The sequence below is a fragment of the Geodermatophilus siccatus genome (genome assembly GCF_900103785.1).
Lineage (GTDB): Bacteria > Actinomycetota > Actinomycetes > Mycobacteriales > Geodermatophilaceae > Geodermatophilus > Geodermatophilus siccatus.
Genome location: NZ_FNHE01000005.1, coordinates 47233 through 64040, shown reverse-complemented (window position 1 = coordinate 64040; position 16808 = coordinate 47233). Strand labels below are relative to the sequence as shown.

Sequence of the window (16808 nt, the reverse complement as noted above, 5' to 3'; positions counted from 1 at the left end):
CGAGCTCGCGAGGGCGCGCGGGGGCACGGCATCCCCCGGCACGGGACCGACGAGCGCCGGAGAGGACGGATCGTGATCCGCCCGCTGTCACCGACGGACGTCGCCCGCCGGGTCGCCCGCGACATCCCCGACGGCTCCTACGTCAACCTCGGGATCGGCCTGCCCACGCTCGTCGCCGACGTGGTGGGGCCGGACAAGGAGATCGTCTACCACAGCGAGAACGGCATCCTCGGGATGGGACCGGCACCGACGCCCGGCGAGGAGGACCCGGAGCTGATCAACGCCGGCAAGCAGCCGGTGACCCTGCTGCCCGGCGGCTCGTTCTTCCACCACACCGACGCGTTCGTGATGATGCGCGGCGGGCACCTCGACGTCAGCGTGCTCGGCGCCTTCCAGGTGTCCGAGACCGGCGACCTGGCCAACTGGGCCACCGACGAGGCCGCGTTGCCGCCGGCCGTCGGCGGGGCCATGGACCTCGCCGTGGGTGCGAAGCGGGTCCTCGTCGTGACCACGCACACCACGCGCGACGGCCGCCCGAAGCTGCTGGCGCACTGCACCTACCCGCTGACCGCCGCGGCCGTCGTGGACCGGGTCTACACCGACCTGGCCGTCCTCGACGTCGGCCCCGAGGGCTTCGTCGTCCGGGAGGTGGCGCCCGGCGTCACGCCCGACGCCCTGCAGGCGGTGACCGGCGCCCGGCTGACCTTCCCGTCCGACCTGGCCGTGGTCCCCCCCGGCTGAGGCCACCCGACGTCCCTGGAGGCAACGATGCCCCGTCCCGTCCGGACCATCGCGGCGCTGACCGCCCTCGGCCTGCTCACCGCCTGCGCCGAGCAGGGAGGGAGCGCGGCCGGCGACCCGGCCGCGTACCCGAGCGAGGAGATCCGGCTGCTCGTCCCGTACGCAGCCGGTGGGCCCACCGACCTGACCGCCCGCGCGTACGGCGCCTCGCTGGAGGATCAGCTGGGGCAGACCGTGGTGGTCGAGAACCTGCCCGGCGGCTCGGGTGCGCTCGCCACCCAGGAGCTGATCGCCGCCGAGCCCGACGGGCACACCCTGTCCCTGGTGACCGCGGGGACGCTGGTCCTCACGCCCCTGGCCAACGAGGTGGGGTACACCAAGGACGACGTCACGCCGATCGGGGTCATGGCCGAGGTGCCCTCCGTCCTGGCGGTCGGTGCCGACTCCCCGTACCGGTCCGCCGCGGACTTCTTCACCGCCGCCCGGCAGCAGCCGGGCGTCGTCACCGTCGGCGTCCCGGGGGCCTCGACCCCGCAGGGCATCGAGCTGCAGCGGCTGCGCGAGGACCACGGCGTCGAGGTGACCGCGGTGCCGTTCAACGGCAACGCGGAGATGACGACGGCGCTGCTCGGCGGGAACGTCGACGCCGTCCTCATCAACGCCTCCTCGGACGTCACCGCGAACATCGACAGCGGGCAGTTCCGGCCGCTGGCGGTCTCCTCGGAGGAGCGGCTGTCCTGGCTGCCGGACACGCCCACCCTGGTCGAGTCCGGCTTCCCGGAGCTGACCCTGTCCGGGTCGACGTTCGGCCTCGCCGGCCCGGCCGGGATGCCCGAGGAGGTCGTCACCGTCCTCGAGGACGCGCTGCGCACCGCGCACGACGACCCCGCGGTCGTCGAGCAGGTGGGCGCGGAGTACATCGACGAGGAGTTCCGCGGCGCCGACGAGCTGCAGGAGGTCCTCGACCGGACCCAGGAGGTGTACGAGCCCCTCCTCGGCAGCTGAGCGGTCGACCCGCCGGCGGCAGTCGGTCGCCGACCTGCCCGGACCAGGCGCGGACCTGGCTCGGCTGACCGGGCTCACCCCTGGGGGTGGGCCCGGCCCGGTCCGCTCAAGCGGCCGGGCCGGCGCGCCGAGACCGTCGGGGACGCGCTCCCCGACGGAAGGCCAGCAGTGGACGACGTACCGGCCCGGCCCCCGGCTCGCGGCCTGCAGATCGCGGTCCTCGCCGGGGCGCTGGCGGCCACGCTGACCGCGACCCATCTGGCCGTCGCCCTCCTGGTGACCGGCTCCCTGCAGGTGCTGCTGCACCTGCTGCTCAGCGGCGTCGCGGCCGCGGGTGCAGCCGCCCTCGGCGCCCACCGGGTGCGCCGCACCGAGGCCGACCTGGCCCGGCTGGCCTTCTCCGACGTCCTCACCGGCCTGGCCAACCGCGCGCTGTTCACCGACCGGCTGGAGCTCGCGCTGCGCCGCACCGCTCGTAGCGGCGGCGAGGTGGCGGTCGTCTTCCTCGACCTCGACGGCTTCAAGTCCGTCAACGACAGCCTGGGTCACGCCGCCGGGGACCGGCTCATCCGCGAGGTCGGCGGGCTGCTGCAGTCCGCCGTCCGCACCGAGGACACGCTCGCCCGGCTCGGCGGCGACGAGTTCGCCATCCTCGTCGAGCGCTCGCCCGGCGTGGAGGAGGCCACCCGGATCGCCGAGCGGGTGCTCGCCGCGCTCGCCGGCCCCGTCGACCTGGGCGGGCAGCGGGTCACCGTCTCGGCGAGCATCGGCATCGCCACCGGCGACGTCGCGGCGACGGCGTCCTCGCTGCTGCGCGACGCCGACAACGCCATGTACTGGGCCAAGGGCACGGGACCGGGCCGCTACGTCCTGTTCAACCCGCAGATGCGCTCGGCCGCCGCGGAGCGCCGCCAGCTCGAGGCCGACCTGTGGGCCGCGGCCGCCGACCGGCAGTTCCGGCTGGTCTACCAGCCCGTCGTCGACCTGGGCAGCGAGCGGGTCACCGGCTTCGAGGCGCTGATCCGCTGGGAGCACCCGACCCTCGGCGTCGTGCTGCCCGAGCGGTTCCTGCCGGTGGCCGAGGAGATCGGCCTGGTCCCCGACATCGGCCGGTGGGTCCTCACCGAGGCGTGCGCCGCCGCGGCCGCCTGGCGCCGCGACCACCCGGCCGCGGCCGACCTGTCGATGGCGGTCAACGTCTCGCCGTCCCAGCTCGGGTCGCCGGGGCTGCTCGACGACGTGCGGACGGCGCTGACGACCAGCGGGCTGCCGCCGTCGGCCCTGGTGCTCGAGCTGACCGAGTCGGTGCTGGTGCGTGACCCGGTGCTGGCCGCCGAGCGGCTGCACGAGCTGCGCGGCCTCGGCGTGCGGGTGGCGCTCGACGACTTCGGCACCGGCTACTCGTCGCTGTCGCACCTGCGGCAGTTCGCCGTCGACATCCTCAAGATCGACCGGTCGTTCGTCAGCACCATCGACGACGCCGAGTCGATGCCGGCCATCCTGCGCGGGCTGATCAACCTCGGGCACACCCTCGACCTGGAGATCGTCGCCGAGGGCATCGAGCAGGAGCGCCAGCGCACCCACCTGCGCGACGGTCAGGTGGCGCTGGCGCAGGGCTACCTGTTCGCCGCACCGCTGGAGCACACGGACGCCGAGCTGCTGCTGCTCGGCGGCGCCAGCACGCCCGCCGAGGGGACCGGCACCGCCGCCCCCGCCTGACGTCCGCGCACCGAACCGCCGCCCGGTTCGCTGCCGGCGTCGCCGTGGTGGTCCCCCTGCCTCGTCGCCTGCCCCACCCCCGCGGCTCTCTCCCTCACCACCGGTGTTGATCATGGGGTTGTCGTCGGGTGCGGCGGCGGGTCTGCGCGTGTCGCCGGCACCAACCGCGTGGTCGACTCGCTGGCTCGGCCGATCCCGCAGGTAGCGGCCGCGGCAGCGGGGTAGGGGCCCGCCATGACGGTGATCGGGTTCCACAACTCGCACGAGCAGGTGCACCCCGCTGAGCTGCTGCGGGCGGTCCAGCACGCGGAAGAGGTCGGCTTCACCGCCGCGATGTGCTCCGACCACTTCGCGCCCTGGAACAAGGCCCAGGGGCACTCGGGCTTCGCCTGGTCGTGGCTGGGCGCCGCGCTCGCCACCACCGGCCTGCCGTGCGGCGTGGTCAACGCGCCGGGGCAGCGCTACCACCCGGCGATCATCGCCCAGGGAGCCGCGACGCTGGCGGCCATGTTCCCCGGGCGCTTCTGGATGGCACTGGGCAGCGGCCAGGTGATGAACGAACGCATCACCGGGGACCCGTGGCCCCCCAAGCGGATCCGGGACGCCCGGCTGCGCGAGTGCGTCGACGTCATCCGTGCCCTGCTCGCCGGTGAGGAGGTCACCCACCGCGGGCTGGTGGACGTCGAGCGGGCCAAGATCTGGTCCCTGCCCGAGCAGCAGCCCGCCCTCATCGGCCCGGTGATGAGCGTGCCGACGGCGCGGCGGCACGCCGACTGGGCCGACGGCTTCATCACCATCAACCAGCCGCACGAGACCCTGCGCGAGCTGACCGGCGCCTACCGGGACGCCGGCGGCCGCGGCCGGCTCGTGCTCCAGGTGCACCTCTGCTGGGACCCCGACCCGGACCGGGCGAAGGCCATCGCCTACGAGCAGTGGCACACCAACACCTTCCCGCCGCCGCTGTGCTGGGACATCGACGGCCCCGAGGCATTCGAGCAGGCCAGCCGGCACGTGCCGCAGGAGGCGGTCGAGGGCGCCGTCCGGGTCAGCTCCGACCTCGGGCAGCACGCCGAGTGGATCGCCGAGTACGCCGAGCTCGGCTTCGACGAGATCTACCTCCACCACGTGGGCAAGGAGCAGCTGCCCTTCCTCGACGCCTTCGGCGAGCACGTCCTGCCGCAGCTCGGCGTGACCCGCCCGGCCCCGGCGGTGGCCACCGACCCGGCCGCCCCGTCGCAGCCGCGCCGGCCCCACCAGGAACCGCAGCCGGCTGCCCTCCCATGAAGGACCCCGCTGCTCCCCACCACTCGCACGCTCGTGGCGGGCTCCTGCAGCGGGGCCGTCCGGCTCCCCGCGTCACCGTCCGTCTCGTCAGCCAGGACGACGTCCCGGTCCTCACCGCTCTGCTCACGGCCAACCGCGACCACCTCGCGCCGTGGGACCCCGCGCGCCCGGACGGGTACTGGACCGAGGAGTTCCAGCGGCAGGACACCGCCCGGCTGCTGGACCTGCACCGGCTCGGCGGCATCCTGCCCGGGGTGGTCCTCCTGGACGGCGAGCCGGTCGGGCGGATCAGCGTGAACAACGTCGTCCACGGGCCGTTCCTCTCCGGCGACCTCGGCTACTGGGTCTCCCGGCACGCCACCGGCCGCGGGGTCGCCACCGCCGCGGTCGCCGCGATGACCAGGTGGGCGTTCGGCGAGGCCGGCCTGCACCGGCTGCAGGCCGGCACCCTGCTGCACAACGCCGCCTCCCAGCGGGTGCTGCGCAAGTGCGGGTTCACCCCCATCGGAGTCGCCCCGCGGTACCTGCGCATCGCCGGCGAGTGGCAGGACCACCTGCTGTTCCAGCTGCTCGACGAGCCCGGGATGCGGTAGGGACGCCGGTATGCGCATCACCGACACCGCGGACCTGTGGTGGAAGAACGCCGTCGTCTACTGCCTCGACGTCGAGACCTACATGGACTGGGACGGCGACGGCTGCGGCGACCTCCCGGGCCTCGCACAGCGGATCGACCACCTCGCCGACCTCGGGGTGACCTGCCTGTGGCTCATGCCCTTCTACCCGACCGCCGAGCGCGACGACGGCTACGACATCACCGACTTCTACGGCGTCGACCCGCGGCTGGGCACCCACGGCGACCTGATCGAGGTCATCCGCACCGCCAGGGACCGCGGCATGCGGGTGATCGCCGACCTGGTCGTCAACCACACCTCGATCCGGCACCCCTGGTTCCAGCGGGCCCGGCGCAGCCGCGACGACCCGTTCCACGACTTCTACGTCTGGCGGGACGACGAGCCGCCGGACACCTCCGACCAGGTCGTCTTCCCCGACCAGGAGCAGAGCCTCTGGACCTTCAACGAGCCCACCGGCGAGTGGTACCTGCACCGCTTCTACAAGGAGCAGCCCGACCTGGACGTGGCCAACCCGCGGGTGCGCGACGAGGTCGCCAAGGTCATGGACTTCTGGCTGCAGCTGGGGCTGTCGGGCTTCCGCGTCGACGCGGTGCCCTTCTTCCTGGAGGTGCAGGAGGAGGACCGGGACCGCTTCCCGGACCCGCACCAGTACCTGCGCGCGCTGCGCCAGCTGGTCGGCCGCCGCACCGGCGACGGCATCCTGCTCGGTGAGGTGAACCTGCCGCACGAGCAGCAGGTCGACTTCTTCGGGGGCGCCGATGGCGACGAGCTGACGATGCTCTTCGACTTCGTCGGCATGCAGGCCCTCTACCTCTCCCTGGCCCGCGGCCACGCCGGTCCGCTCACCACCGCGCTGGCCCAGCGCCCGGCCATCAGCCCGGACAGCCAGTGGGCCACCTTCGTGCGCAACCACGACGAGCTCACCCTCGACAAGCTCACCGACGACGAGCGGCAGGAGGTCTTCGCCGCCTTCGGCCCCGAGGAACGCATGCAGGTCTACGGCCGCGGGCTGCGCCGCCGGCTACCGCCGATGCTGGACGGCGACCCGCGCCGGATCCGCATGGTCTACAGCCTGCTGTTCTCCCTGCCCGGCACCCCGGTGCTGTTCTACGGCGAGGAGATCGGCATGGGGGAGGACCTCGACGCCGAGGGCCGGCTCGCCGTGCGGACGCCGATGCAGTGGACGTCGGGACCCAACGGCGGCTTCTCCACCGCCGACCCGGACCGGCTGCCCGGCCCGGTCGTCGACGGCGGGTTCGCCCCGCGCTTCGTCAACGTCGCCGACCAGCGCCGCGACCCCGACTCGCTGCTGTCGTTCGTGAAGCTGCTGGTCCGCCGGTACCGGGAGTCACCCGAGCTGGGCTGGGGCGCGTTCACCGTCCTCGAGCAGCCGCACCCCGAGGTGCTGGCCCACCTGTGCAGCTGGGACGACGGCGCGCTGGTCGCCGTCCACAACCTCGGCGCCGAGCCGCGCACCGTCCCGCTCACCCTCGAGGGCTGCGATGCCGGGCACCGGCTGGTCGACCTGCTGTCCGACGGCGAGCAGCCGGTCGACGGGGACGGGGGAGTCGAGCTGGCCCTCGACGGCTACGGCCACCGGTGGCTGCGCGTGGTGGGGCCGGACGACCGCCGGCTCGTCTGACGCAGCAGCGGCCCGGCGTCGCGGTGCACGACGTCGTCCGGGGGGGTGCCCAGCCCCGCCAGCGCGGCGACGAAGCCCGGCGGGGCGGACACGTCGCGCAGCCACACCGGCTCCCGCCCGTCCCGGGACAGCACCCGCGGCGGGGTGAGGGCCAGCCCGTCCGGCGGGACGTCGAGCCGCTGACCGGTGGCCTTGAGCACCGCCTCCCGGCGCACCCAGCACACGGTGAAGGCCCGCGGCCGCGCGGCGACCGGCAGGCGGGCCACCTGCTCCCACTCCGGGTCGGCCAGGGCGCACGAGGCGAGCTCCTCGAGCTCACCGGGCGCGAACCGGCCGACCTGCTCGACGTCCACGCCCACCCGGCCACCCGGCAGGACGGCGACGACGACGCAGTGGCCGGAGTGGGAGACCGAGAAGTCCGGGCCGTCGGCGTCGGCCAGCCGGGGCCGGCCGTGCGGCGAGCCGCAGGTGGTGCACGTCCGGTCGATCCGCAGGTCGGCCGGCGGTGTCCCGAGCGCGGTCCCGAGCACCAGCCGGGCGACCGCCGCGCCCGCCGTCATCCGCTGCCGGTCGGCCGGGCGGGCCAGCCGCTCCCGCCGGGCCAGGTCGGCCTCCCCGAGCAGCGCGTCGTGCTCCGGGCGGACGTCGCCCGGCCGGGCCCACCACACCTGGCACACCCCGGGCAGCGGGGCGAGGTCGGGTCCGGACCGCGGCCAGGGCGGCCGGCCGTACGCGAGCGGCACGGGGGTCACTCCCGGTCCACGGCGCCCACGCGGGTCGCCGGGCTGCCGAGCACCGCTCGCCGCGCACGTCCCGCCGCCCGGCCCACCAGCTCCTCCAGCGGCCCCTGCGACCGCCAGCGGCGCCAGAGGGTGGCCCCCACGAGGGCACCGGCCACGAGGAAGGCGTACAGCGTCAGCGGCTGGTCCTCGAAGACGCCGGTGGCGATGACGAGGGCCTGTGCGGAGTACAGCGTCAGCGTCATGGCCCCCGCCGCGCGGACGGGCCGGAGCAGCCGCTCGACGGCCGGGAGCCGGCTGAGCAGCAGCGAGAGCCCCAGCACGGCCATCGCCGACCCGAGGGTGTTCGCCAGGTCCAGTTGCGTGTTGGTGTGCGGCGCGGCCAGCGCCAGGTAGTCCCACGTCGTCCCCTGGTCGGCGTCCCACAGCAGGGTCATGGCGTCCTCGCCGGTCGCGGTCATCAGCCGGTCCAGGTCGCCCAGCTGGTACAGCAGGACGTGCGAGACCGCCTGCGCGGCGACCACCAGGGCGACGCCGCCACCCAGCAGCCGGATCGCCAGCCGCCGGGACGTCAGGTCGAGCCGCCCGATGGCGAGCCCGGCGCACAGGTACGCCATGTAGGCCACCACCGGGTACACGCCCGTGAAGAAGATCTGGGAGAGCAGCCCGACCGGGTCGGTGACCAGGGTGCCGAACGTCGGCTCACCGGTGCCGCTGTCGGGCAGGCCCAGCCGCGCCGCCTCCACGAGCACCAGGGGGCCGACCAGGACCAGCGCAGCGGACAGCGCGGCCAGGGCCTTCGGCGGCAGTCCGATGAGCGGGATCGCGCACAGGAAGAACACGGCGTAGTAGGCCAGGATCAGGTCGAGGTCGGAACCGGCGTACCCCAGCAGGAGTCCGATGGTGCCGATCCCGGCGGCTCGTACGGCGAGGCCCGCGGCGGCCGCCCGGCGCGAGCGACCGTGCAGGATCCGCCGTCCGCCGGTCAGGAACGCCACGGTGACCCCGGCCACCAGGGCGAAGGTCGCCGCCGACCGGCCCGCGGCGACCTCGCCGGTCAGCGTGCCGCCCCTGTCGGTGTACGGGTCGAAGAGGTGCACGGCGAACATGCCGAACAGCGCCAGCCCCCGGGCGAGGTCAACGCCGGTCACCCGGCGCCCGGCCGGTGGCGCCTCCGCCGTCACGGGCGCCGACGGGTACGTGCAGGAGGTCACCGGTCCGCTGCAGGCGTTCACCCGTGGCGCCGCAGTTCGCTGAAGAAGTCCTCGACGACGTGCAGCTGCCCGGTCGCGGCGATCTCGTCGTAGACCGCCTTGCCGACCGCGAGGTCGAGGACGCCGAGGCCGAACGGCGAGAAGACGACCGGCCGGCCCTCGGGCACCGTCACCCGGCCGGTCATGACGTCGGCGAGCGTGCCGAGCAGGAAGTCGCGGCTGCCGGTCATCTGCTCGACCAGGTGCGGGGAGGTGTTCGCCTTGAGGCAGTGCTCGACGTCGTCCACGAGGTTGGTCGAGGCCAGCAGCACCTCCGGCGCGAGGTCGCGCAGCGACACGTGCAGCACCAGCGGGGCGTGGTCGAAGGACGACACGTCGCTGACGTACGGCTCCGCGGAGACCGTGGCGAACACGACCAGGTCGCTGCTGCGGACCAGCTCCTCGGCCGTGTCGTGCAGGGTGAGCCGGGCCGAGGTCCCCGAGTGCTCCAGGTAGCCGCGGAAGCCGGCCGCGCTGTCGGCGGAGAGGTCGTGCACGCCGATCTCGTCGAACGACCAGCCGGTCGCGGCGAGGTAGGTGTGCACGTACCGGGCGATGAGCCCGGTCCCGACGAAGCCCACCCGGGTCGGGCGGCCCCCGCTGCGGCTCCGGCTCAGCCAGTCGGCGGCCGCGGCGGCCGAGGCCGCGGTCCGGGTGGCGCTGATGACCGACGCCTCCATGCAGGCGAACGGGTAGCCGGTGTCGTGGTCGTTGAGGATGAGCACGGCCGAGGCCCGGGGGATGCCGGCGGCCACGTTGTCCGGGAAGCTGGAGATCCACTTCATCCCGTCGACGCGGACGTCGCCGCCGACGGAGGCCGGCAGCGCGATGATCCGCGCCGAGGGCCGGTCGGGGAAGCGCAGGAAGTAGGACGGCGGGTTGACCGTGTCCCCCTCCGCGTGCAGCAGGTAGGTGGCCTCGACGAGCTCGACGATCTGCTTCTCGCGCCCGTGCAGGGCGGACTGGACCTGCGCACCGGGGACCACCGCGAACGGCGGCACGGTCAGCTGCTGGGACATGGGACTCCTGGGGAGGGGGGCGGGCGGGCGTCAGGCGGTCGGCGCGTGCTCGGCCAGGCGGGTCGGGTCGGCGAGCCCGACGAGCACCTCGCGGGGGCCCTCGTAGGCCTCCCGGCTGTGCGCGGTGCGGATGTTGTCGACCAGCAGCAGGTCGCCGTCCTGCCAGGGGTTCCGGGCGGTGTTGGCCTCGTAGACCTCGTTGACGACCTGCACGACGTCCTCGCCGATCGGGTCGCCGTTGCCGAACCGCGTGTTGAACGGCAACCCGTCCTCGCCGTACACGTCCACCAGGTACTCGCGCACCTCCTCGGCCAGCGTCCACTGGTTGAGGAAGGCGACCTGGTTGAACCAGCACCGCTGGCCGGTCACGGGGTGGCGGACGACGGCGCTGCGCCGCTGCCGGGTGCGCAGGCCACCGTCGGGCTGCCACTCGAACTCGATCCCGTTGGCCCGGCAGTAGTCCTCGACGGCGCCCCGGTCGTCGGTGCCGAAGGCCTCCTCGACCGAGGCCCCGATCTCGTCGTTGTAGCTGCGGGTGAGCATCCAGCCCTCCCGCTCGAAGCGGGCCACCAGGTCCGCCGGCAGCGCGGCGAGGACGGTCGGTGCGTCGGCCACCGCGGTCGCCCCACCCGAGGTGGGCGCGGTGAGGCAGGCGAAGAGCAGCAGGCCGGGCACCTCGAGCGCGTAGCTGAGCTCGTGGTGCATGCACATCGGCTGGTTGGCCTGCCACGGCGTGCTCGAGAACAGCCCGCCGGGTCGGGGCTCCCGGGGCGCGAAGGCCTCCCGCTCGCCGACCAGCCGGTCGGTCAGCCGGCCGGCGACGGCGGCGGCCGTGTCCGCGTCGGCGAGGCCCAGGCCGCGCACCAGCAGCGACCCGTGCTCGAGGACGGCGGCGCGCAGCGCGCCGCGGTGCTCGGCGGCCCAGGCCGCGGGGTCCCCGGGGGAGCCGACCCGCAGCACCGGGGGGCTGCCGGGGCGCAGCTCCACGTCGAGCAGGGACGAGGACGTCATCGGGCACTGCCTTCCGGAGTTCGGGGGGTGGGGACGGGGGAGGAGCCGGCGCGCCCGTCGAGCAGCGCGGCGAGGGCGGCGAGGTCGGGTGCGGCCTGGAGCTCCTTCAGCGACACCGCGCGGCCCAGGGCGACCAGGAGCTTCACCGCCGACAGGGAGGTCCCGCCGAGGGCGGCGAAGGAGTCCCGCCGGCCGATCTGGTCGGCCGGGACGCCGAGCACCGTCGACCAGATCCCCGCCAGCCGCCGCTCGGTCGGCGTGGTCGGCGCGTCGTGCTCCTGACTGCCGGTGAGCAGCTCCCCGGCCAGCGCGGTGAGCGCCTTGGTGTCGATCTTGCCGTTGGGCGTCAGCGGCAGGGACTCCCGGCGGTGGAAGGCCCGCGGCACCATGTACACCGGCAGGGCGCCGGCGAGGGAGTCCCGCAGGACGTCGTCCGGGATGGGGTCGGGGCCGGTCCAGAACGCGACCAGGTGCCGGCTGCGGTCGGGGCCCTCGGCGACGACGACCGCGCCGTCGCGCACGCCGGGCACGCGCAGCAGGGTGTTCTCGATCTCGCCGATCTCGATCCGGAAGCCGGAGATCTTCACCTGGCTGTCCCGCCGGCCGAGGAACTCCAGCTCGCCGTCGGGCAGCCAGCGCCCGGAGTCGCCGCTGCGGTAGAGCCGCCGGCCTGGGCGGTACGGGTCGGGCACGAAGGCGGCCGCGGTCCGCTCGGGGTCGTTGACGTAGCCGCGGCCGACGCAGACGCCGGAGAAGACGATCTCCCCGGGCGCGCCCAGGGGCACCGGCACCAGGTGCTCGTCGACCACCCGCACCTCGACGTTGGCGATCGGCCGGCCCAGCGGCACCCGGTCCCCGTGCGGCACCTCGTGCATGACCTCGTGGTTGGTGTCGTCGGAGGTCTCGGTCAGCCCGTAGGCGTTGACCAGCGCGATGTCCGGCTGCGCGGCGAACCAGCGCTGCACGAGCTCCTTCTTCAGCGCCTCCCCGGTGACCGACACGCAGCGCAGGTCCGGCAGCGCACGGGGGTGCGCCTCCAGGTAGGTCAGCACGACCTCGAGGTAGGACGGCACCACCTGCACCACCGTGACGTGCTCGTCGACCAGCCGGTCGACGAAGCGCTCGGCATCGAGGACCACCTCCTGCGGCACGATGACCGTCCGCCCGCCGACGACGAGCGCCGACACCAGCTGCCACAGCGAGATGTCGAAGCACTGCGGCGCGACCTGCGCGACCACCCCGCCCTCGACGACGCCGAGGTCGTCGATCTTGGCCAGGAGGTGGTTGAGCATCCCGGCGTGCTCGCACATCGCGCCCTTGGGCTCGCCGGTCGAGCCGGAGGTGAAGTAGAGGTAGGCCAGCTGGTCGGGGCCCACCTGCACGCCGGAGCTGGTGGCGGGGTGCCCCTCGGCCGCGGCGCCGCCGACGGTCAGCGCCTGCACCCCGGCCAGCCCGGTCAGCGCGGCGTCGAGGGAGGCGGTGCTGCCCGGCTCGGTGAGCACCAGCCGGCACTCCGCGCGGGAGAGGGTCCGGGCGATCCGGTCGGCCGGGAAGTGCGGCTCGACCGGCAGGTACGCGCCGCCGGCCTTGAACACGGCCAGCACGGCGGTCAGCCAGTCCAGGTCGCGCTCGGTGACCACCGCGACGACGTCCTCGGGCTGCAGGCCCCGGGCGAGCAGGGCGCGGGCGACCTGGTTGGCGCGGCCGTCGAGCTCGCGGTAGGTGATCCGCTCCGCGCCGTGGACGGCGGCGACGTCGTCCGGGTGCCGGCGGGCCTGCTCCTCGATGAGCTCGTGCACCCGGCGGTCGGGCAGCTCGCGGTGCGGCCCGGCCAGCCCGTCGAGCTGGGACACCAGCTCCTCGGTCGAGAGCAGCACGGCCGCCATCGGGCCGGCGTCGGGGTCGGTGGCCAGCTCGTCCAGCGCGGCCCGGTGGTAGCCGCCGATCCGCGCGGCCGCCTCCGCGTCGAGCACGTCGGTGCGGTACGACAGCCGCAGGGCCAACCGCTCGCCGCGGTGCACCGGCACGACCGCCAGCACCGCGCCGCCGGGCAGCTCGCCGCCGACGCCGGTGGGGTCGAACAGCGCCTCGGACGACGGCCCGGAGGTGCCGAGCTCGCGCCGGAGGGCGGAGAGGTCCGCGTGCCGGTGCGCCAGCAGTCCGGCCTCGGTGCTCGCGGCCGCCCGGACCAGCTCCCGCCACGAGCCGACGTCCACCCGCAGCCGGCAGGGCAGCGGCGCCCCGCCGTCCCCGGCGACGTAGCCGGTGACGACGTCGGGCTCGCCGGTCAGCGCGGCCAGCACCCGGCCGTGTCCGGCCAGCAGCACCGACCCCAGCGGGACGGCGAGCCGGTCGGCCAGCCGGCGCAGCGCGACGAGGGTGGCGTCGGAGAGCGGCACCTCGACCTCCGCGGTGCCCGGCACCGGGGCGGGGGCCCAGCGGGGGAGGGCCGTCGACCCGCCGGCGAGCAGCAGCTCCCGCCAGAACGCCCGGTGGACGTCCGTGGTCGGGCGCGTGCCGAGGGCGGTCACCGGGACCCCGCCAGGTGACGCTGGGTGGCGCGGTGCCGGCCGCTCCTGCGCGGCAGCGGGACGGTGGGCGAGGACGGGCCGGGCGCGCCGTCCTCCTGGAACAGGGCCATGAGCTCCTCCACGGACAGGCTGGGTGGTTCGGTGGGGGCGGCGTCGCGGGGACGCGGGACGGGGGCGGGGGTGGGAGTGGGGAGGAGGGCGGCGAACGGGGGCTGCTCGACGGCGGGGTTACCGGCCCAGTGCTCACCCGGCGGCAGCTGCTCGCCCTTCATGAGGAAGGTGTCGGTGGCGAGGACCGCGCCGTCGCCGATCGTCGTGCCGTAGTGGACGTAGGCGCCGACGCCCAGGGTGCAGCGCGCTCCGACCGTGATCCGGTCGGACTTGAAGCCGCCGTCCTCCTGGGAGTGGGACTGCAGCATGGTGCGGGCGTTGAGCGTGCACTCGTCCCCGATCGTGACGAAGGACTTCTCGATGACCGCGGCGCCGTCGTCGAAGACCCGCTTGCCGATCCGGACACCCAGCCCGCGCCAGAGGAGGTTCTTGAACGGTGTGCCGTTGAGGACGTGCACGTACCTCACGGCCGGGACCTTCCAGAACCGCTCGTGCCGCCAGAACGCCCGGTCGTAGATCGAGATGCCGTCCGGCCGCAGGGCCTTCATCCAGGCGACGGACCGCTCGACCAGGACCCAGTACGAGATGCCCACCACGAGCAGGACGGCGTTGAAGAGCGCGACCACCGAGCCGCCGTAGGTGCTGTACAGCTCCAGGGTCGCGGCCGTCAGCACGGTGAACAGGAACACGTAGAACCACCGCACCAGCAGGTACAGCGCCATCGAGACGAGGTTGTGCCTGTTCTTCACGGGCAGCAGGCGCTGCACCTCCTCGGGGGTGACCTCGCCGAGCCGCGCGTCACGCGCGACCGTGCGCGGGATCTCGAAGCTGGGCGAGCCCAGCAGCCCGACGTCGTGCCGGACCTCGCCGTCGACCGGCACCTGGACCTTGGTGGCGAGGAGGCAGTTCTCCCCGGTCCTGCCCTGCGAGGGGACGACGACGTTGTTGCCCAGGAAGTTGTGGGCCCCGATCTCCGTCCGGGCGAGCCGGAAGGAGGAGCTGGAGAACTCCGCGTTCACCAACGACAGACCGCAGGCGATCATCGTGCCGCGTCCGACCTTCGCCATGAACGGCGTCTCGTGCGTGATCAACGAGCCGAAGTTCGACCCCGTCTGCTGGACCTGGGACAGGTCGTACCCGAGGGCGCGCAGGTAGTGGACGATGTAGGAGCAGTCCCCGAAGAAGAACGCGAAGAACCGGCTGTTGGTCAGGCGGGCGATCCCCCGGTGGACCGAGTAGTGGAAGCCGTACAGGGGGTAGACCCGGTCGGGCTCGAGGAACAGGTTGAGCACGCGGGGAACGGTGACCTGGACGAGCAGTCCGACGAGGAAGAAGCCGAAGAAGACGGTGGCCGAGGTGACCAGGGCGTTCTCGTAGAAGCTCCACTGCCCGTAGGCCGCCTCTCCCGGGTCGAGGAGGTCGGCGAGCCACGGGAACACGATCGACAGGAACGCGAAGGCACCGACCCCCAGCGGCACGGTGACCAGCAGAGTGGTCACCACCTGGGTGAGGCCGTAGACGAACCTCCTGGTGGTGCCGAGGTCAACCTCCTCGACCCCCCGGTAGTCGGCCGTGGTGGGCTGCGCCGGGGAACCGTGCCAGTGCTCACCGGCCGGCACGGACTGGCCGGGGTGCAGGGCCGAGGAGTGACCCAGCTGCGCCCCGTCGCCCATGGCGGTGCCGATGTCGAGCACGGTCGCCTCACCGACGAAGACGTGCGCCCCGAGGGTGACCGGGCCGGTCTGGATGACGCCGTCGTGGGCTCGGTAGCAGTTGAAGAACGACTCCTTGCGGATCACCGTGCCGTCGCCGACGGTCAGCAGGTCGGTGCAGACGGGGACGTTGCGGGAGTAGATCGCGACGCCTCGCCCGATCTTCGCGCCCAGGGCCCGCAGGTAGAGCACGTGCAGCGGTGAGCTGGAACTGGTGTGCGACCGCCCGCCGGTCAGCAGCACCAGGGGGTTCGACCGGATCAGCGTCTTGACCACCCAGAAGCGGACGTAGGCCAGGCTCCAGACGGGGATCTGCTGGGGCTCCCACCGGCCGATCAGCACCCACTTGGCCACGATCGGGAAGACGCAGAGAGCGACCGTGGTCGCGCTGCCGAAGACGACCGCCCGCAGGTAGTCCTGCAGCAGGCTGCCCCCCTCGGAGACCCACACGAACCCCCGGATGGCGACCAGCGTGCTGACGCACGAGTAGGCGAGGAAGACCAGCGCCTGCATCACCCCGCACAGCACGTACTCGACGCCGGTGGCCCGCCGGACGGTGCGGGCCGGTGCCTCCGACGCCGGGGCCGGAGCGGCCCCGGCCGGCTCGGCGACCGCCGGGACCGGCTCGGCGACCGCCGGGACCGGCTCGGCGACGGCCGCCGCCAGGCCGCGCAGCGTCGGGTGCGCGTAGACGTCCTTGATGGAGACCGCCGGCAGGTCGGTCCGCTTGCGCACCCGGGCGCAGAAGCGGGCCATGACCATGGAGTCGGCGCCCAGGTCGTCGAAGACGTGCGCGTCCGGGTCGACGGACTCCACCTGGAGCACGTCGGCCAGGACGGCGGCCAGTTCGCCCTGGACGGGGTTCGCGGCCGGCGCGGGTGCCGGTGCGGGGGCGAGCGCGCCGGCCAGGGCGCGCAGCGTCGGGTGCGCGTAGACGTCCTTGATGGAGACCGCCGGCAGGTCGGTCCGCTTGCGCACTCGGGCGCAGAAGCGGGCCATGACCATGGAGTCGGCGCCCAGGTCGTCGAAGACGTGCGCGTCCGGGTCGACCGAGTCCACCTGCAGCACCTCGGCGAGCACCTCCGCCAGGCCCGAGGCGACCGGGTCGGCCGGCGCGGGTGCCGGTGCGGGGGCGAGCGCGCCGGCCAGGGCGCGCAGCGTCGGGTGCGCGTAGACGTCCTTGATGGAGACCGCCGGCAGGTCGGTCCGCTTGCGCACCCGGGCGCAGAAGCGGGCCATGACCATGGAGTCGGCGCCCAGGTCGTCGAAGACGTGCGCGTCCGGGTCGACGGTGTCGACGGCGAGCACCTCGGCCAGCACCGCGGTGTAGCCGGTGACCACGGGGTCGGCCGCCGGCGCGGGGGCGCCCGCGCCGGCGGAGACGATGTCCACGGGGTGTCCCAGCACG

12 protein-coding genes are annotated in these 16808 nt (G+C 74.1%); 6 read left to right on the top strand and 6 right to left on the bottom strand.

Annotated features, from left to right (window positions below):
- Positions 1-72: 72 nt before the first annotated feature.
- From BLS21_RS11010 to BLS21_RS10985, 6 genes are all read left to right on the top strand, one after another.
- Entirely contained in the window at positions 73-741 is a 669-nt protein-coding gene (locus BLS21_RS11010; protein ID WP_175479538.1) for a 3-oxoacid CoA-transferase subunit B, read from the top strand.
- A 27-nt stretch (positions 742-768) separates the two neighbouring features.
- On the top strand, positions 769-1746 hold the full coding sequence (locus BLS21_RS11005) for a tripartite tricarboxylate transporter substrate binding protein (RefSeq protein ID WP_091217808.1): 978 nt from the start codon (positions 769-771) through the stop codon (positions 1744-1746).
- Positions 1747-1914: 168 nt separating this feature from the next.
- A complete protein-coding gene (locus BLS21_RS11000) occupies positions 1915-3465 on the top strand; it encodes a putative bifunctional diguanylate cyclase/phosphodiesterase (RefSeq protein WP_091217805.1) in 1551 nt (516 codons plus the stop codon).
- Positions 3466-3699: 234 nt separating this feature from the next.
- Positions 3700-4749, top strand: coding sequence for a TIGR03885 family FMN-dependent LLM class oxidoreductase (locus BLS21_RS10995; protein ID WP_091217802.1), 1050 nt, complete (start codon positions 3700-3702; stop codon positions 4747-4749).
- A complete protein-coding gene (locus BLS21_RS10990) occupies positions 4746-5342 on the top strand; it encodes a GNAT family N-acetyltransferase (protein WP_091217800.1) in 597 nt (198 codons plus the stop codon). The genes BLS21_RS10995 and BLS21_RS10990 overlap by 4 nt, the downstream gene beginning before the upstream one ends.
- A 10-nt stretch (positions 5343-5352) precedes the next feature.
- On the top strand, positions 5353-7023 hold the full coding sequence (locus BLS21_RS10985) for an alpha-amylase family protein (protein ID WP_091217797.1): 1671 nt from the start codon (positions 5353-5355) through the stop codon (positions 7021-7023).
- On the opposite strand, the gene BLS21_RS10980 is transcribed toward BLS21_RS10985, so the two are convergent.
- From BLS21_RS10980 to BLS21_RS10955, 6 genes are all read right to left on the bottom strand, one after another.
- A complete protein-coding gene (locus BLS21_RS10980; protein ID WP_175479537.1) occupies positions 6969-7766 on the bottom strand; it encodes a 4'-phosphopantetheinyl transferase family protein in 798 nt (265 codons plus the stop codon). The genes BLS21_RS10985 and BLS21_RS10980 overlap by 55 nt on opposite strands.
- A 5-nt stretch (positions 7767-7771) precedes the next feature.
- A complete protein-coding gene (locus BLS21_RS10975; RefSeq protein WP_217636090.1) occupies positions 7772-8914 on the bottom strand; it encodes a heparan-alpha-glucosaminide N-acetyltransferase domain-containing protein in 1143 nt (380 codons plus the stop codon).
- Between the two features lie 80 nt (positions 8915-8994).
- Positions 8995-10035, bottom strand: coding sequence for a 2,3-diaminopropionate biosynthesis protein SbnB (gene sbnB / locus BLS21_RS10970; protein ID WP_091217789.1), 1041 nt, complete (start codon positions 10033-10035; stop codon positions 8995-8997).
- 30 nt (positions 10036-10065) lie between these two features.
- The gene (locus tag BLS21_RS10965; RefSeq protein WP_091217787.1) at positions 10066-11046 is read right to left on the bottom strand and encodes a TauD/TfdA family dioxygenase; all 981 of its coding nucleotides are present in this window, start codon (positions 11044-11046) and stop codon (positions 10066-10068) included.
- The gene (locus tag BLS21_RS10960; protein ID WP_091217784.1) at positions 11043-13577 is read right to left on the bottom strand and encodes a non-ribosomal peptide synthetase; all 2535 of its coding nucleotides are present in this window, start codon (positions 13575-13577) and stop codon (positions 11043-11045) included. The genes BLS21_RS10965 and BLS21_RS10960 overlap by 4 nt, the downstream gene beginning before the upstream one ends.
- Positions 13574-16807 carry a Pls/PosA family non-ribosomal peptide synthetase gene (locus tag BLS21_RS10955; protein ID WP_245700297.1) on the bottom strand — a complete coding sequence of 1078 codons (3234 nt, stop codon included), beginning with the start codon at positions 16805-16807 and terminating at the stop codon, positions 13574-13576. The genes BLS21_RS10960 and BLS21_RS10955 overlap by 4 nt, the downstream gene beginning before the upstream one ends.
- Position 16808 lies beyond the last annotated feature (1 nt).